The sequence below is a fragment of the bacterium genome (assembly GCA_019912885.1).
Classification (GTDB): Bacteria; Lernaellota; Lernaellaia; order JACKCT01; family JACKCT01; genus JAIOHV01.
This window is the reverse complement of sequence record JAIOHV010000169.1, coordinates 24,937-41,280: the sequence shown is the minus strand read 5'-3', so window position 1 is coordinate 41,280 and position 16,344 is coordinate 24,937. Positions and strand designations below refer to the sequence as shown.

The following is a 16,344-nucleotide window of genomic DNA, read 5'->3' as shown; positions in this document are numbered from 1 at the left end:
GAAGGGGCCGAAGGCCTTCGCCCGCGGCAAACCCGTCCCCTCGACCGAAGGACGAACGGTTTGCGGCGCGCGGGGCAGTTTCCTGGCTGTGGGCTCTCCCGGCTCCGCGGCGCTTTCGCGTCACGAAACCCGGCCCATCACAGTGGCGGGACCGCGCCGGACTCTCACCGGCCTTTCCTGCGGGAGCGCTTCCATGCCCCCGTCTCACCACGCGCCTTCAAATTGTCCGGCGTGTATAGCAGCGCGGGGGCGCCAAGGTCAATGAAGGAGTCCGGCAGGCGGGTGGGGCGCCCGAGGGGCGTTTCGGATCGGCTTGAAAATCGAAAAACTTCTTGCTCAATCGGCAAGAAGGCGTATGGTTTTTTGAAATACGCACAAGGAGGTCCGCCGATGGCACACCGATTCGTTGGTTTGTTGACGATCGTTTCGGGCATTTTCGTCTTCGCCGGGCCTTCCGCCGCGCAGTGGTCGAATTTCGTCGAACCGCTTCCGGAGGCGCGGACGGGCGGCGATCTCGTCAGCGACGGAATCTATCTTTATTACATCGGCGGCGGAACGGAGACCGGATCGGATCACAACGACACCGTTTGGCGGTACGATGCCACCGGAGACACCTGGGATGACATGGCCAGCCTTCCCGAGGCGGTCGGCGGCATCGACGCCGCGTATTACGGGGGCCGAATTTTTGTGCCCGGCGGATATATCGACGGCGGCGGACTGAGTTTCACGGACGCGTTCTACATTTACGACATCGCGGGGGATACATGGAGCACCGGTCCCGACGTGCCGGCGCCGGCTGTTTCGGGCGGTTATCAGGTCGCCGTCGTCGAGGGCATCCTTTATCGTTTCGGCGGATATTTCACGGGCGCGGCGGCGCCGAATCTCGACCTTCTTTACGGCTACGATCCGGCAACGAACACGTGGACGCAATACGCGTCAATGGGCATTTCGCGATGGGAGGCCGCGGGGTTCGGATACGACGGATTGCTCTATGCGGCGAGCGGCAACAGCGCGGGCATGGGACTATTGGCGCACGCGGCGGTTTTTGACCCCGCGATCAACCAGTGGAACGATTCTGCCTTTCCCGACCTCCCCGAGGGCTTCGACCAGGCCGGCGACGCGGTTCTCTTCGACGGCGCCGACGCGCGATTTTACACGATGGGCGGCCGGGATGAGTCCATCGAGCCGACTGCCACGACCTATGTCTTCGATTTCGGGGTCGGAACCTGGGTCAACGCGGACGCCGATCTGCCGAACGCGCGCCAGAACGTCGCCGCGGACTGCCTGGATGGCGATCTTTACGCCGCCGGCGGCGGTACGGAATTTGCCGACACGTCCACGGACTTCGCGGTCCTGGCGCTGGGGATTGCGTGTTACATCCCCACGACCACGACCACGACCACGACGACGACGACAACAACGACGACCGTTCCGGGCGATGACGACGACGATACCGATGACGACGATGATTCGGACGACGACGAAACCGATGACGACGATGATTCGGACGACGACGACGCCGATGACGACGACGACTCCGACGACGACGACACCGATGACGACGACTCCGACGATGATGACGCGGCGGGCGATGACGACGATGACGACGACGACGATGATGACGATGACGACGGGTGCTGCGGCTGCTGAGAGCCGTTTCCGGCGCCGTGCCCGTTGGCGCGAAAGCTGATTAATTTGTGACGGGGGCTACTCGGCGGAGATGACGAGGCGTTTTTCGACCGCCTCGGCGACGCGCATCAACGTCGCGATTGTGAGATTGGCGCGGCCGGGGCGCTCGATCCGTTGGTACGCCTGCGTCGAAATGTCCATGCGTCGCGCCATCTGGGCCTGCGTCAATCCGCTCTCCTCGCGCCAGCCGCGAACGAGATAGGCGGTGCGGACGTCGGGATCGAGTGTGACGAACACGGCTTCCTCGCCCTTTTTCACGCGCGGCTTGCGACGCGATTCAGGTAGCGGCACGTGGCGGTCGTAATCGGACTCCAGGCAGCCGTTCAATGCTTCGCCCGCCATTTCAACCGCGTGATCGCGGTCGAAGCCATACGTGACGATGTTCGGAAAATCATGGAAGCGAACGCCGACCGTTTCGCTCGCCTTGTCGGGCATCAGAATCGCCCAAAATCCCACGGCATCATTCATCTTATTTGTCCTTCAACGCGTGCTCCGCCTGTTTCAAAATCGACTTCGCCCAGATGTCGGGCATTTCGCTCCCGTGCGGGGCGACGACAACGGGGCGAGTCGCCTCCTTATGCCGATAGACGCGGTGCGAGCCGCGCATCCGGTCAAATTCCCAACCGCGTCGTTCAAGTTCGCGAATCAGGTCTTTGACTTTCACAGCGGCATCCTACAACATATATGTTGTTTTTTCAACCCTTACCGCGAAAGCTTTCCCGTGCTCTCCAGGATCCCCCGCACCTCATCGAGCGGCAGCAGGGGGAACGTGTGACCCTCGCGGCCGATGACCTCGTTCGCCCTGAACAGCGCATTGAGGATCGCTTCTTCCGTCGCGTCCGCGGCGGCGACGAAAAGCGGGTTCATCGCCGCGTTTTCAAGCTCGGAACCGCCGGTCATCGTCGCGCCGTGTTTGATGCGCAGATCCGGGTGCGTCGAGAAGGCGATGAAGTAGTCGCCGGAGCCATTGGAGAAGTGCGAACCGACGCGGCCGAGCGCCTGGTTCGCGCGCGCGCCCAGGCGCTTGAGGTTGCGCGCGAGCACGGGCGCGTCGGTCGCGATCACGACGACGCACGACCCGCGCTCGTCCTCGGGGAAGTCGTCGTCGTTGTCGGACGATGCGCCGGTGTCGGAGGCGAGCGTAGCCGATTGGCGATGCGACGCAGACCGCGCGCTGTCGCTTGCGGCACCGACATCGCGGCTGACATCGTAATTACCCTCTGTGTCCTCTGTGCTCTCCGTGGTTAACGCAGCCTGCATTTCATTCCGCATTCCCAATTCCGCACTCCGCATTTTCTTCGCGAGAATGCGTCCGACCGGTATCCCGTCGACCACGAGCGAACCGCCGAAGTTCGACGTCACGAGAACGCCGAGCGTGTACTTTTTATCGCCGATCTTCACGACGCGGCTCGCGGTGCCGATGCCCGATTTGTAGCCCATCGTCCGCGCGCCGTGCCCGCCGCCGACGCTGCCCTCCGGCACCGGCCCGCCCGCCGCGTTTTCGATCGCCTCGAACACGTGTTTCGGGCGGACGTGCAGGCCCTGGATGTCGGAGAGAAACCCGTCGTTGACCTCGCCGGCGACCGCGTTGATCGACTGCAATTCCCCGTTGCCCGGCTGCGCGAGCGTGTAGCGAACGAGCCCCTCGACGACCGGGCCGATGTTCAGCGTGTTCGTCAGCGCGATCGGCGTTTCGATGTTGCCGAGTTCCTCGACTTGCGTATAACCGGCGAGCTTCCCGAACGCGTTGCCCAGGAAGATCGCCGCCGGCACTTTCTCCTGAAACAGGTTGCCGCCGTGCGGCAATACGACCGTCACGCCCGTGCGCACGTTATCGCCTTCGGTGAGCGTCGCGTGCCCGACCTTTACGCCCTTAACGTCCGTGATCGCGTTGAGCGGCCCGGTCTTCAGCCGGCCGATTTTCACGCCCATCTCGCGCGCGCGCAGGCGCTCGATCTTGTCGGCGGTGGACGCAATGGTGGCAAGGGCGCAAAGCGCGAGGAGGGCAAAGGCGATGGTCACGGCGCGAAACCCCATGGATGCCATTTCAATGGAAAATGCGGAAAACGGAATGAAATCGCAGGAGGATTTTTACCACAGAGAACACGGAGAGCACAGAGGTTTTTTGTTCACCCTCCGTGTCCTCCGCGTTCTCGGTGGTGAAAAATCGCGATCAATCCCGCGTCGGAAACGCCGCGGATCGCTCGCCGGACACGAACGTCACCGGAACGGCGTCGCGCTCGCCGATGTCCGTCGTGCGCACGGAGATCGCCTCCGTGGGGCAGACGCGCAGGCACGCGCCGCAGCGGATGCACTCATTGGAGTCGATCCAGATATACGTCGCGTCGCGCGGGATCGGCGTGTCGACGAACGTCGTCGTGACCCCTTCGTTCGATTGGAAGATGTAGCTCACCTTGTGGATGCAGTCGCGCGGCATCACCTTCAGGCACCAGTCGCAGTGGATGCAGCGGTCCTGGTCGATCTCGTATTTGTAGTTGCACAGATAGCAGCGGTCGGCGTGCGTCTGCGTCTTGTCGTCGTCGAATCCCTGCTCGACCTCGTCGTCGAAGCCGCGGCGCAATAGATCGAGCGTTGACATGGACGGCGGCTGCACCAGGTCCATATCACGCAGGCGGCCGGTGCCGTACACCTGATCGTCCACGTAACGCACGTCGAGCATCCGCTCGCGGCGCTTTTCACCCATGAGCGCCTCGTCGATTTCGTCCGCCGCGGCCTTGGCGTCCGCGACCGCGTGGATGACATCGAGGCTGCCGTACGCGAAATCGCCGGTGACGAAAATTTTCGCGTGCGTCGTCGTATGGGCGCCGGCGATCTCGATGCGCTCGGGCAGGATTTCCAGCTCGCGCGACTGGCCGATCGCGAGGATCAGCGTGCGGCACGGGCGCTCAAACTCGCTGCCGGGGATCGGGATCATTTCGGGTTTCGCACCGGTCTCGCTGGTCGCCTTCAGGAGATTGCGGCGGAACGTGACGCTCTCGAGCTTGCCGTTCTCGTCGACGCGTGCCGACACCGGCACGACGCACGTTTCGATGTCGATGCCCTCCGCGCGGATCTGCTCGATCTCTTCGCGATTCGCGGACATGTGCTCTTCGGCGCGGCGGTACATCATGGAGACGCGCCCGCCGTCCGGCCCGATAATGCGTCGCGCCGCGCGAACGCAATCCACCGCCGTGAAGCCGCCGCCGATGACGAGCACATCGCCCGTAACCGGCATGCGGTTGCCCTCGTTGTACGCCTTCATGAACCACAAGCCCGCGATGGCGGTGTCGTCCGGCAGGCCGTCGATCTTCGTCGTTTGCGGGCGGTGCGCGCCGGTCGCCACAACGACGGCGTCAAACGATTCGGCAAGCTCCGCGCACTTCGCGCGATCGACCGCGACGCCAGATTTCACCTCGATGCCCGCGTCGGCGATGGCGTTCACCTCGTCGTCCACCACGTTGCGCGGCAGGCGGAACGTGGGGATGCCCATGCGCATCAGGCCGCCGAGGTACGGCTCGCGCTCGTGAACGGTGACGCCGTGGCCGTAGCGCGAAAGATTGCGCGCGACCGTCAATCCCGCCGGCCCGCCGCCGATGACCGCGATGCGCTTGCCGGTCGGACCGAACCAAGCGGGCAAAGGCGCCGCCTTGTCGGTCTTGCGGTCGGCGGCCGAGCGCTTGAGGTGACAGATGCTCACCGGCGCCTCGGTACTCGTCCAGTTGTAGCGGCACGCGCTTTCGCACGGGCGCGTGCACACGCGGCCGAGCACGCCCGGGAAGACGTTGTCCTCCTGGTTGATGCGATAGGCCGCGTCGTTGTCGCCCTGCGCGATCTTGGCGATGTACGCCGGCACGTTCGTTTTGGCCGGGCACGCTTCCTGGCAGGGAACGTCTTTTTTGATCGTCTCGAAATCGCGCGATTCGGCCAGATGGCCGACGAACGCGGAGTTCTCGAGCAGCGTCGGCGCGGTGACGTAGCGGATGTTCAGCTTGCCGATCGCATCGCGGTACGGCTTGAGCCCCATGCGGCGCACGTTGTCGGACAGTGTCTCGTCGCCCGCGCGATGCGCCAGGAACGTGTCGAGAATCCTTGCCGTCACCAGCACGCAGTCGGACACCTTGTATTCGCCGACGATGCGACCGAACTCGTGCTCCTCGCCGCCCAGCCGCAATTCGTAACCCTCGACCGAGCCCTTGTTCTCGCGGATGCGCATGCCGCGAAATCCGATATCCGAAATGCGAAACGGCGAGCACGAGTTCGGGCAACCGGTGATGTTGATGAGGACCGCGTCGCGGATCGAATCGTACTTCTCTTGATGCACGACCGACTGCATAAGGTCGTAGAGCGAGTGCGTTCGCGAGACGGCCAGCGGGCAATACGTCAATCCGACGCACGGCACGATATCGCGCAGGCCGCCGAAGCCCTCCACGCCAAGACCGGTGCGGCGGATTTCCTCTTTCAGCTCCGCGATGCGTTCGGGCTTCACGCCGTGGATCGCGAGGTTCTGGCGGTTGCTGCTGTAGACGTGCCGGTCGCCGTAGATCTCGGCGAGGTCCGCCAGGCGAAGAAGCTGCACGTGCGTCATCTCGCCCTTGGGCAGCATGACTTCCTGTATCGCCAGGCCGTCGGTGCCAACCCCCGGTGCGGTCAGCGGGCGCGCCGGATACGCGGGGCCGATATCCTCGACGGGCGCATGTTCGATGCGCGAAACGTCGACGCCTTCCTCTCGCATGATGTCGTACAGAAGCTCGCGGCACTTTTCGATGCCATAGCGCTTGACGACGAATTTCAGGCGCGAGGTGGAGCGGTTGAAGCGGTCGCCGTGATCGCGAAACAGGATGCCGACCGCGCGCGTGACGTCCGTGATGATGTCCGGCGGGACGAAGGAGAAAACCTCCTGCGCGACAAACGCCTTCCACCCCATGCCGCCGCCGATGAGCACCTTGAACCCGTGCTCCTGCCCGCCGTCGGGTTTTCGCCGGGTGACGGCGACGACGCCCACGTCGTTGATGTGCGGCTGCCCGCACGCCGCGCCGCAGCCGGAAAACGACACCTTGAACTTGCGCGGCAGGTTGTCGAGATCGTGGCTATCCGCATGAACGCGCGCGGTTTTTTGCGCGTAGGGCAAAACGTTCAACCGGCGGAACTCGCACGTCGCCGCGCGGGGGCAGGCCGCGACATTTCGCGTCACGTCGCCGCAACCGTGGTGCGTCGTCAGCTCGGCCTTGCGGATGTCGCGCAAAAACTCCGCGAGCATCGGCAGCTTCAGCCAGTGAAGCTGCGCGGACTGGCGCGTGGTGAAGTTGATCTTCCCCTGCGCGTAGTCCTCGGCGATCTTCGCCAGCGCGCGTGCCTGTTTGGCCGTGAACTGGCCGCCGGGGATGACCACGCGCGCCATGTGGTTGCCTTCCTGGCGGCTTGAATAGACGCCATACCACTTGGCGATTTGTACCTCTTCCGCGGTGATCTTTCCCTTGTTGGAAATCTCGTCCCAGTCGAGCGTCAGCCCCTGGTCCTTGATCTCCTCAAGCTCGGAGCGCCGTTTGTGTTCGAGTTTTCGAAGCATGCGTTTCGTGGGCCTTTATTTTCTTTTCGCGGCGTCGATCAATAGTCGAAGTAGATCGGCGTCGACAGGTAGCGCTCCCCCGTGTCCGGGATGATCGCGACGATACGCTTGCCGCGATTTTCGCGGCGCGCCGCGATCTGGAACGCGGCATACGCCGCCGCGCCCGACGAGATGCCGCAAAGCAGCCCCTCCGTGCGCGCGAGCTGCCGCGCCGTTTCCATCGCCTCGTCGTTGCCGACCTTGATGACGTCATCGACGAACTTGCCGTCGTACACCTCGGGAATGAATCCGGCGCCGAGGCCCTGGAGCATGTGCGGGCCGGCCTCGCCGCCGGACAACACGGCCGATCCCGCGGGCTCCACGGCGATGACCTGCAATTTCGGCACGCGCGCTTTCAGCACCTGCCCGGTTCCGGTGATGGTCCCGCCCGTGCCGACGCCGGCGACGAAAAAGTCGATCTTGCCGCCCGTGTCGGCCCAAATCTCTTCCGCCGTCGTCAGCCGGTGGACCTCCGGATTCGCCGGATTCGCGAACTGCTGCGGCATGAACGCGCCGGGCATCTCCTTCACCAGGATCTCGGCCTGCTCGATCGCGCCGTGCATGCCTTCACGTCCGTCGGTCAGCACAAGCTCCGCGCCAAGCGCCATCAGGATCTTGCGCCGCTCGATGCTCATCGAAGAGGGCATGCACAGGATCAGGCGATAGCCCTTCACGGCCGCCACCCACGCGAGCGCGATGCCGGTGTTTCCGCTTGTCGGCTCGACGATGGTGCCGCCGGGCTTCAGGCGCCCGTCGCGCTCCGCGGCTTCGATCATGGCAAGGCCAATGCGGTCCTTCACGGACGAGCCGGGGTTGAACGACTCGAGCTTCGCGACCACCTCGCCCGGCAGACCCTTTGCGAAGCGCGAAAGGCGCACCAGCGGCGTGCGCCCCACGAGCGCGCAAAGGTCCGGCGCGATGCGCTCCTCGCCCATTGACGGACGAAGTTCGCCGATTTTTTCGGTCGGTTGGGCCAATTTCGGCCTCCTTGTCGTCGCCGTGTCCGACTATCTCTATTGAGATAGTCGAGTTGGCCCCAAAAAATAAATGGTCGTTCGACCAGCAGGGTGATCTTACGGGTCTTTCGTTTTGCAGGTCAAGCGGAATTTGCGCGTGGCGTGAGGATCGCGGGTGAGGATTGAAAGCCAAGAGCGCAGGCGTCTCGCCTGCTTCGAATAACCGTGTCTTCCCGCCTCGCTCTCAAATACCCCGTTCCCGTCTCCACGCATCGGCCGCTCCCCGGGACCGCAGGTGTCCTCACCTGCTTATTCGTCTGAGTCGTCGCCGCCGCTGTACTTCGCCTGCTCTTTGCGAAGCTCGGCGGCGACGCCGACGGGCAATGCGTGACAACCTTTATCTTCGCGAGTGACCTTGCGTCCGGCGCCGTCGTGGCTCGTCCACGTGCAATCGTCGAATCGACCATCGCAACTATTGTCCATCACGCCAAGGTAAAGCTCGCCGGACCCGTCATAACGCATGTGGGAACAAAAGCCCGAGGCGGGATCTTTGGGTATCGGCAAGAATCGCCCAAAAACGATTTGCCCGTTTTCGTTAAGCACCGATTCGGACGACGATGTCGCCTTCCCATCGCACCGCGTGCCGATTGCGCGCCGGAAATCGCCGGCCTCGTTGTACGTTACCTCCGTACAGACCGGCGGCTCGTCGTCGCTACATTCCGGCCGCATAATCGCGCGAATCTCGCGGTTCTGGTCGTCGTAGATTTTTTCAAAGCAAACAACGTATTCCGGGAAGCCGTCGCAGTCCGTATCAACGGAACCGCGCTCGTCCCCGGTCTCTTCGTCAATATCGACCGACGTGCATAACTCCGGCGATCCGTCACAGTCCTCGTCGCTACGTAATGAAACGACTTTATCAAATTCATCGTATTCCAATTCGCTGCAATCTCTGAAAGTGCCATTACATCCGACGTCCGACATACTTCCATTCTCGCGCCCCTTTTCGTCGTAATGCGTCGTAACGCACACCTTCGGAACCGAGAGCTGCGCGGCGAGGTCGAGCCAGCTTGCGATCTCCTCCTGGTCGATTTCGTTTGACGAAGAAGGCGAAGGCGTGGCTTTCGGGTGCGGCGTCAAATTCTGTCGCACGGGCGCGCGCGTGTCGAGCGCCAACGCCAGTTTGGGTTCGGGTGACGCCCGCCTCGATCTCGCCAAGAACGCGGCCAACAGAATCGCGCCAATGATTGCGATGGCGAAGAGAATGGCCCTGTTAGGCACGTCATCACCCGTATTGAAGACGTGGCATTACGTTCCGCCGTCGCGTGTTTGGCAAGGGGGACGAAAAATCTGTGACATCAGCGAAATCCGCGGATAAACGACGGCGAACGAAGCAGGTGAGGACACCTGCGGTCCCGGGAAGGCGCCGGATCGGGGAGACGCGAGCGGGGGATTTGGCGGCGCGGCGGGAAATGCGATCGATCTCGAAGCGGGCCAGCGGCCCGCGGTCCCAGGGAAGGGACGCAGCCTTTCTTACGCCAGGCTCTTTTGAAGCCGCTCCGGCGTCACCAGGCCGACGACGCGCTCGTCCTGCACGACGGGCAGCACGGCGCGGTCAAGCGGAAGACCCGTGCGCAGCACCTTGTCGAGCGTATCCCACGGCGTCACGGTCGTGACGTCGCGGTTCATGATCGTAAAGACCGGCTCCTCGCGCAGACCGTTGACGAGCGCCTGCACGATGTCCCACCGCGTCGCGAGGCCCACAACACTTTTTCCCTCGATGATCGGGAAGTCTTGCTGCTCGTGCGTCGCCGCGTAGTCGGCCAGGGATCCGATGCTCGTCATGCGCGCGGCCGTCGCCACCGGCTTGAGCATCGCCTGCCATGCGGTGGTCCTTGAAAATCGCGACGTGACGCGGTCGACCACCGACTCGCGCTCCGCGGCGAAGAAGACGAAGATCGCGATCAACACGAGCCAGAAGTGGCCGATCATGACGCCGGCCGTCGCCATGGCCACGGCGAACACCTGCCCGACGCGCGCGGCGATGCGCGTGGCGCGGTCACGCAGGGACGTCATCGCCAGCACCGCGCGCAGGATGCGGCCGCCGTCCATCGGCAGCGCGGGAAGGAGGTTGAAAGCGCCGAGCAGAAGGTTGATCTGCGCGGTGTAGAGCAACAGGTGGCCGCCGACGGAGTTCGGCGTCATCGTCGGCACGAACAGCCAGGTCAGTCCGAAAAATGCGCCGGCGAGCGCGAAGCTGACGATCGGACCCGCGATCGCAATGACGAGCTGCTGCTTCGGGTCGTCCGGAAAGCGTTGCATGCGGGCCATGCCGCCAAGCGGCCAGAGCGTGATGTCCTCGACCTTGATGCCAAAACGCATCGCCGCAACCGAATGGCCAAGCTCATGCAGGATAACGCTTCCGAAAACGGTCGTAAGCAATAGGAGCGTGAGCGCCGCGGAGTCGCCGCCAAGGCCGATCGCAAGCGCCCAGGCGACAAGCAGCAAAAAGCTCCAGTGAATGCGGATCGGAATCCCGAAGGGCGCGCCGATCGTCAAGGTCCAACGCACGAATCCATCCTCGCCTTCACGCCACCGTCATGGGCGGCGCGCCCTGATTTTATCGGCGCCGCGCCGAAAAGACGCAACCGTCACCATAAACTATAGCCACGAACACGAAAAAGTCAGGAATTTTGAGTGGCGGGTGACGAGTGACGAGTGACGAGTGAAACCGTACGGAACATGCGGTGGCGCTTGGCGCTCCGCTCTCTCCGCGGCTCCGCGCGATCAAAATGCGATGGATTGCGATGACCTGCAGCCTGCGGTCTGCGACCTTCGTTTACGCGTCGGCGGCGGCTTTGGGCTGGTCGACCTGCGCTTTTTTAAGAATCTCGCGCGCGAGGCGCAAATAGGCCTGCGAAACCTCGGCCTCGGGATCCTGCATGATGATCGGCTTGCCGACCGCGAACGAGGCGGAGAACTCCTCCATGCGCGGGATCACGTTGCGGAAGACGACCTCCTCCGGGAACGTCGTCCACACCTGCTTGGCGACCTCGCGGCTGATGCGGTAGTTCTCGTCGTACATCGTGAGAAGCAGCCCCTCCATGATCAGGTCCGGGTTCACGTTGCGGCGAACCTTGCGGATGATCTTGAGGATCTGCGTGAGGGTCTTGAGCGATAGCGGCTCGGGCTGCATCGGCACGAGCACCGAGTCGCACGCCGAGAGCGCGTAGATCGTCAGATCGCCCATGCCCGGCGGGCAGTCGATGAGGATGAAGTCACAGCTCTTTCGCACCGCATCGACGTATTTGCGAAGGAGCGGCGCGCTGCCCTTTTGCCGCACGAACTTCTCGAACTCGTCGGTTAGCGTCCCCTTGCCGTACGGGATGACCTTCAGCGTCGAAAGGCTCGTCGAATGGATCACGTCGCGCAGCATGACGCGCCCCATGAACACGTCGTAGATGCCGCTTTCCATCTGCGCGCGCGTCAGGCCAAGGCCGAACGCCACCGCGTTCTGCTCGTCCAGGTCGATGACGAGCGTGCGCTGCTTGAGAACGGCCAGCGACGCGGCGATGTTGACGGTCGTCGTGGTCTTCCCGACGCCGCCCTTCTGCGATGCGATGGCGATAACCTTGCCCATGCTCCAAAACCCTCATTCACCCGCGGCCGGGCGGCGCGACGGGATCGATCGTCGTCGCGAGCAAAAAAAAACATTCGGTTGAAATTTTCAAGGCTAGCGCGGCGTGCCGAAACGCCCGCCCGCTCCGGTCATAGGGCACACGTTCCCACAAGCGAAAAAACACGCCACCGCATGCTAGTCGCGCAAAAAAACAGCGTCAAGCAAGAATTGGGAACGGGGAATCGGGAATGGGGAATGCCATCGCCGACGCTCCGGAGTCGGCGCCCCGATCCCGCTCGGCGCGGCGCTACACCTTCTCCCGCCGCCGCGCGCGCACCCGTTGCACGATCATCCCCGCGAGGATCGCGTAGCCGGCAAATGTGAGGAAGCGCGAGAAGGAATCCACGAACAGCGAGCCGTAATACAGCGTCACGTCGTTTTCGCGCGGATAAACGAGCATGAAATTCGGCGAGACCTGGTAGATCCTTTTGGCGCCTTTCACCTTCCAGTTCGGGAAGTAGCTGTACTTCACCACGTGCGGCTCGCCGGGGCAGGTCGTCGTGAAACGCACGCGTTCGTCCTCGAATTCGAGCACGTCCACCTTGCAGTCGGTCGGCGTCGGATCGAAGTCGCGCGCCACCGGCGGCGGCGGCGCCTGAGGCTCGGGCCCGAAACGAACGCCCGGCACGACCTCGCCGTCCGGCGTCGTCAGCCGCGCGTGGTAAAACGCGCCGCCCACGCCCTGATTGAGCTTGATGATGAGATCGTTGCGTCCCGCGTTCAGGCGAATCGGAACCGTCTTCGGCGACTTCGGCTCGTGGCGCGGCGCGTCGACAAGATGGCCGCCGTTGTAAAACACGCGGATCTCGTCGTCGCTGGCCAGGTGCAGGCGCGCGTCTTGATCCTCGTCCGAGAAGATCGCCGTGTACGCGTAGATGATCATGTGATGCGACGGGTTCACCATTGTGTCCACGTCGATGCGCCCGCGGCGGACAAGAGGCCGCCAACGCATGCCCGCGATCTTGCGGCCCGGCCGCAGCATCGGCTCTTCGAGCCCGTGCGGGTTGTATTCGTACGGATCGTCGATCTTCGGCGGATGATAAAGCGGCCCCAGCATGCTCCACGCGGGAATCTCGGTGAGGTCCGGCCGCGAACGCGCAAGCAGCGAGAAGAACTCCGCGAGGTTCAGCTTCATCGAAAGCTTTTCGTCGGCGATCGTCTCGCCCGGCTCGATAAAGGCGACCATGCGCTCGAGCATCGCCGGCGCGGCGAACCACTCGATGCCGCGCTCTTTCCAGGCGTCGGTCTCGAGAACCGCGGGATTGTACGGCGGGATGAACACGTAGGGCGTCGCGCCGCCGGCGCGCGCGTAGACGTGATAGCCCGGCACCTTTTTTGCGAGCGTCCAGTTCTCGCGATCGCGCATGTCACGCTTCAATTTTCCGTAGTGCGCCACAATGTGCGACACTGAGAACAAATCCATGTGACGAAGCGCCAGGTCCACGTCGAACTCCGGCGCGGCGACGAGTTTCGGGAACCCTGCGCAGCCCTTTGATATCTCGCATTGCACGGAATAACCGAACAGCGCGCCGGTCGCGGAGTTGACGATGCCGCCGACGACGAACGGCTTGCCGATCATCGCGGGCATCGCCTCAAAAACGCGGTCGGAGCCGAACTGGTTGTTGACGCCGGTCTGATCGACGACAAAACGCCCCGGCGTGCCCTTCATCTCGTCGATCATCGCGCGAAGGATCGGCCAGGGGCGTTTTCGCTGCACGCCGTCCATGTTCCATTTGAACCAGCCGGAAACCTCGTCCGGTTGCGCCGAAAGCAGCGCCAGGATGATGCCCGCGCTCGCGGCGACCGCGACGCGGTCGAGTTTCAGCGGCTCGAACAGGTACGCGATGCCAAGGCCCACGAGGCCGACGAACGCGAAGAAGATGAACGGCCAGAAGCGGATGTTGCCGAAACTCGAATTGATGCGCCCGCCGTAAAACCACAGCACAAGCGAGATGCCGAACATCAGCACGAACATGCCGACCGCACGGCTGCGCTTCCACGCGCCCGCTCCGAGCGCGACGAGCGCGAACGGCCACGCGTACCTGGCCCACGCGGGGAACGTCTCGATCAGCACCTCGTCCCAGTCGCCGCCGAACTCGATCGACCACGCGCCTTTGGCCATCAGGGGAATCAGCCAGAACGAGGCGCACAAGACGGCGATGACGCCCGTCGGCAGCATCACGCCGACGCTTCGCCAAAAATGTTTTGGAAACAGCACGAGTGTGCACGCGCCGATCACCATGACCGCGATCAGCGTCGTGAAAAAATGCGAGTAGAAAAGAAGCGTGAGAAGGATGATCGTCGAGATGCGCCGCTTGCCGTCTTCCAGGTCGCGCAGGGCGTACCCCAGAAACAGCACCATCAGGCAAAACGACCACGAGTTCGCGATCATGCCCGCGAGGGTGCTTTTGACGTTGACACCCCACATCGTGTGCGTCTGCACGAACATGAACGGCAGCGACATCGCTGCCAGCACCGGCGCGGCCGCGCGCGGCGCGCTCCGGATTTGCCGGATGCCGAAATACATCGCGAAAGGCAGGGCGAAAAGGCCGAAGACCGAACCGATCTTGAACGCGATGTTGACCGGAATGACGTAGCCCGCGATCGCCATCGCGAGGTACGGCAGGAAGAAGTAGTACTGGAACATCGGGAAGCCGGACCACCAGCCCGAGGCGAAGGAGATGATCTGCCCGTGCGGCAGCGTCTCCATGAGCCGGCTCACCATGTAGTTGTGCGCGGGCACGTCGCCGCCGGTGGGTGTCGTGTCGAGCAACAGAAGCGACGGCGGAAAATACGTGCACAAAAACAGCACGCACGCGGCGAGCACGCCCGCGTCGATGATGAACGGCCAGCGGCGGGCGAGAAAACCCTTGAAGCCGGTGGGCGATTCGGTGGCGGTTTCGGTTTCGTTCATGAAATCGCGGATGGGAAACGCACCATATCGACGGAGAACACAGGGAGCATCGAGGGTCTAATGTGCCGGTCCATAATGTCCATGCCGTCCATGATGTCCATCGCCAAGACCGGCGGAGGATGTTGTTTCACCGGCGGCGCATGGGCAGCGGTACGCGGCTTAACGCCGCCGCCGTGACCGCCGCATCACCTCGAATCCGATCGCGATCACCAGCACGCCCGCGGCGGCGCCGATGATGGCATTGCGCATCGCGGGCGTCATGCCCCCCTGCAGCACCTTGGTGCGCGCGGCGAGCGGAAAGGTGTAGTGACCTGCCGCGTCGTCGTATTCGAGCGCGACGAACACGGTGTAGGTCGCGTCGGCGCGCGCGGAGAAATTCTCGACACGCACGCTGTGCGTCTTTTGCTCGTTCGGCCCTAGCTCGACGGTGAAGTCCTTGGGCTCGACGACGTATTCGCGCGGGCCGAACACCGTTCCGGTGATCGTCTTGGGAGCGTCGTTTTCGTTCTTGATCGTGATTTCGAGCAGGCCGGACTTCTTGAATTCCAGGTCGTTGATCTTGCCGAAGACCTTGGCCTGATCGTATTCGGGCCCCACCGGCACCGGCGCGAGGTTTAGCGCGGTGAACGGATAGAGATTCAGGTCCGCGAATTCCACGGTGAGAAGCGCGGGGTAGATGCCCGGTTTGTCCGGCGGCGACTGCAAGGGGAACACGTAGGTCTTTTCTTCCTTGGGATCGAGCTTGTCCCACTTCTCGCCGGGCGTCGTCTTGCCAAGGAAGGTCAGGTGCGCCTGAACGTTGCGCGCGGCCTCGTCGCCGCCGTTGGCGACCGTGACCTCGATCCCCGCGCCGCCTCCCGTCGTTTCGCCGGTATCCGACACGACGGGCGGCAATTCCACCATCCTCGTCCCGGTGCTGATGGAGATCGTGCCGGCGACGGCCGATCCGGTAACGCCAAGGCCCGCGATGACGGCAAGCCCCACGACAACGCGAAGTGCGAGTCCTCTCATGATCCATCCTTCCCGAAAAGCGCCCGGAGTATAGGCACGCCCACGCACACGGGCAAGCGGGGCGCGGTCAAATTCGCGCGCGCGGCGCCGGGAGCCCCGCTCGGAGCGGGGTCCCGCCTGCTTCGGATCCCCGGGACCGCGGGCGGCCCGCCCGCTTCGATTGCGATTCGCCGGGAGCGCGGGCGTCCCGCCTGCTTTGGAAGTTGGGGAGTTGGGAAGTTGGGAAGACCATCGCAAGAACGCATCCGCGGATTTCGCCGATGGGAAAATCCGTCGAGTCGACGCGCTTTCAAATACCTCGCGTCCGCTTTACCCGGTGCGGCTCCTCCCTGGGACCGCAGGTGTCCCCACCTGCTTCGAAAAGCGTAGAATGGTACTGGACTTGTCTCCTGGAGTATCTGGCGCATGAATAGCCGACGCGATCAATTTGTCGTCGCGATAATTTTCGCGCTGATTGCCGTTTCCGTTGCTACCGTATTGCCACATGTACGTG

At 63.4% G+C, this 16,344-nt stretch carries 11 protein-coding genes and 1 riboswitch; of the genes, 1 reads left to right on the top strand and 10 read right to left on the bottom strand.

From position 1 onward, the window contains the following. Positions 1-54: 54 nt before the first annotated feature. Positions 55-226, bottom strand: a riboswitch (cobalamin riboswitch). 164 nt (positions 227-390) lie between these two features. Further along, a complete protein-coding gene (locus K8I61_14770) occupies positions 391-1,650 on the top strand; it encodes a hypothetical protein (GenBank protein MBZ0273299.1) in 1,260 nt (419 codons plus the stop codon). A gap of 57 nt (positions 1,651-1,707) precedes the next feature. On the opposite strand, the gene K8I61_14765 is transcribed toward K8I61_14770, so the two are convergent. From K8I61_14765 to K8I61_14720, 10 genes are all read right to left on the bottom strand, one after another. Continuing rightward, complete coding sequence (locus K8I61_14765) at positions 1,708-2,157, bottom strand: helix-turn-helix domain-containing protein (GenBank protein ID MBZ0273298.1); 450 nt, start codon at positions 2,155-2,157, stop codon at positions 1,708-1,710. Between the two features lies 1 nt (position 2,158). Beyond that, positions 2,159-2,353 carry a type II toxin-antitoxin system HicA family toxin gene (locus tag K8I61_14760; protein MBZ0273297.1) on the bottom strand — a complete coding sequence of 65 codons (195 nt, stop codon included), beginning with the start codon at positions 2,351-2,353 and terminating at the stop codon, positions 2,159-2,161. 38 nt (positions 2,354-2,391) lie between these two features. Continuing rightward, positions 2,392-3,726, bottom strand: coding sequence for a P1 family peptidase (locus K8I61_14755; protein MBZ0273296.1), 1,335 nt, complete (start codon positions 3,724-3,726; stop codon positions 2,392-2,394). 136 nt (positions 3,727-3,862) lie between these two features. Next, the gene (locus K8I61_14750) at positions 3,863-7,255 is read right to left on the bottom strand and encodes an FAD-dependent oxidoreductase (GenBank protein ID MBZ0273295.1); all 3,393 of its coding nucleotides are present in this window, start codon (positions 7,253-7,255) and stop codon (positions 3,863-3,865) included. A 38-nt stretch (positions 7,256-7,293) separates the two neighbouring features. After that, positions 7,294-8,229, bottom strand: a complete 936-nt coding sequence (gene cysK / locus K8I61_14745; protein MBZ0273294.1) for a cysteine synthase A — start codon at positions 8,227-8,229, stop codon at positions 7,294-7,296. 330 nt (positions 8,230-8,559) lie between these two features. Beyond that, positions 8,560-9,399: a hypothetical protein gene (locus K8I61_14740; protein ID MBZ0273293.1), complete on the bottom strand. Its 840-nt coding sequence runs from the start codon at positions 9,397-9,399 to the stop codon at positions 8,560-8,562. Positions 9,400-9,780: 381 nt separating this feature from the next. Beyond that, entirely contained in the window at positions 9,781-10,818 is a 1,038-nt protein-coding gene (locus K8I61_14735) for a site-2 protease family protein (protein ID MBZ0273292.1), read from the bottom strand. Between the two features lie 268 nt (positions 10,819-11,086). Then, on the bottom strand, positions 11,087-11,887 hold the full coding sequence (locus tag K8I61_14730) for a ParA family protein (GenBank protein ID MBZ0273291.1): 801 nt from the start codon (positions 11,885-11,887) through the stop codon (positions 11,087-11,089). A 286-nt stretch (positions 11,888-12,173) separates the two neighbouring features. Further along, positions 12,174-14,840 (bottom strand): hypothetical protein, encoded by a 2,667-nt coding sequence (locus K8I61_14725; GenBank protein MBZ0273290.1) that lies wholly within the window; start codon positions 14,838-14,840, stop codon positions 12,174-12,176. A gap of 159 nt (positions 14,841-14,999) precedes the next feature. After that, positions 15,000-15,851: a hypothetical protein gene (locus K8I61_14720; protein MBZ0273289.1), complete on the bottom strand. Its 852-nt coding sequence runs from the start codon at positions 15,849-15,851 to the stop codon at positions 15,000-15,002. Between the last annotated feature and the right edge of the window lie 493 nt (positions 15,852-16,344).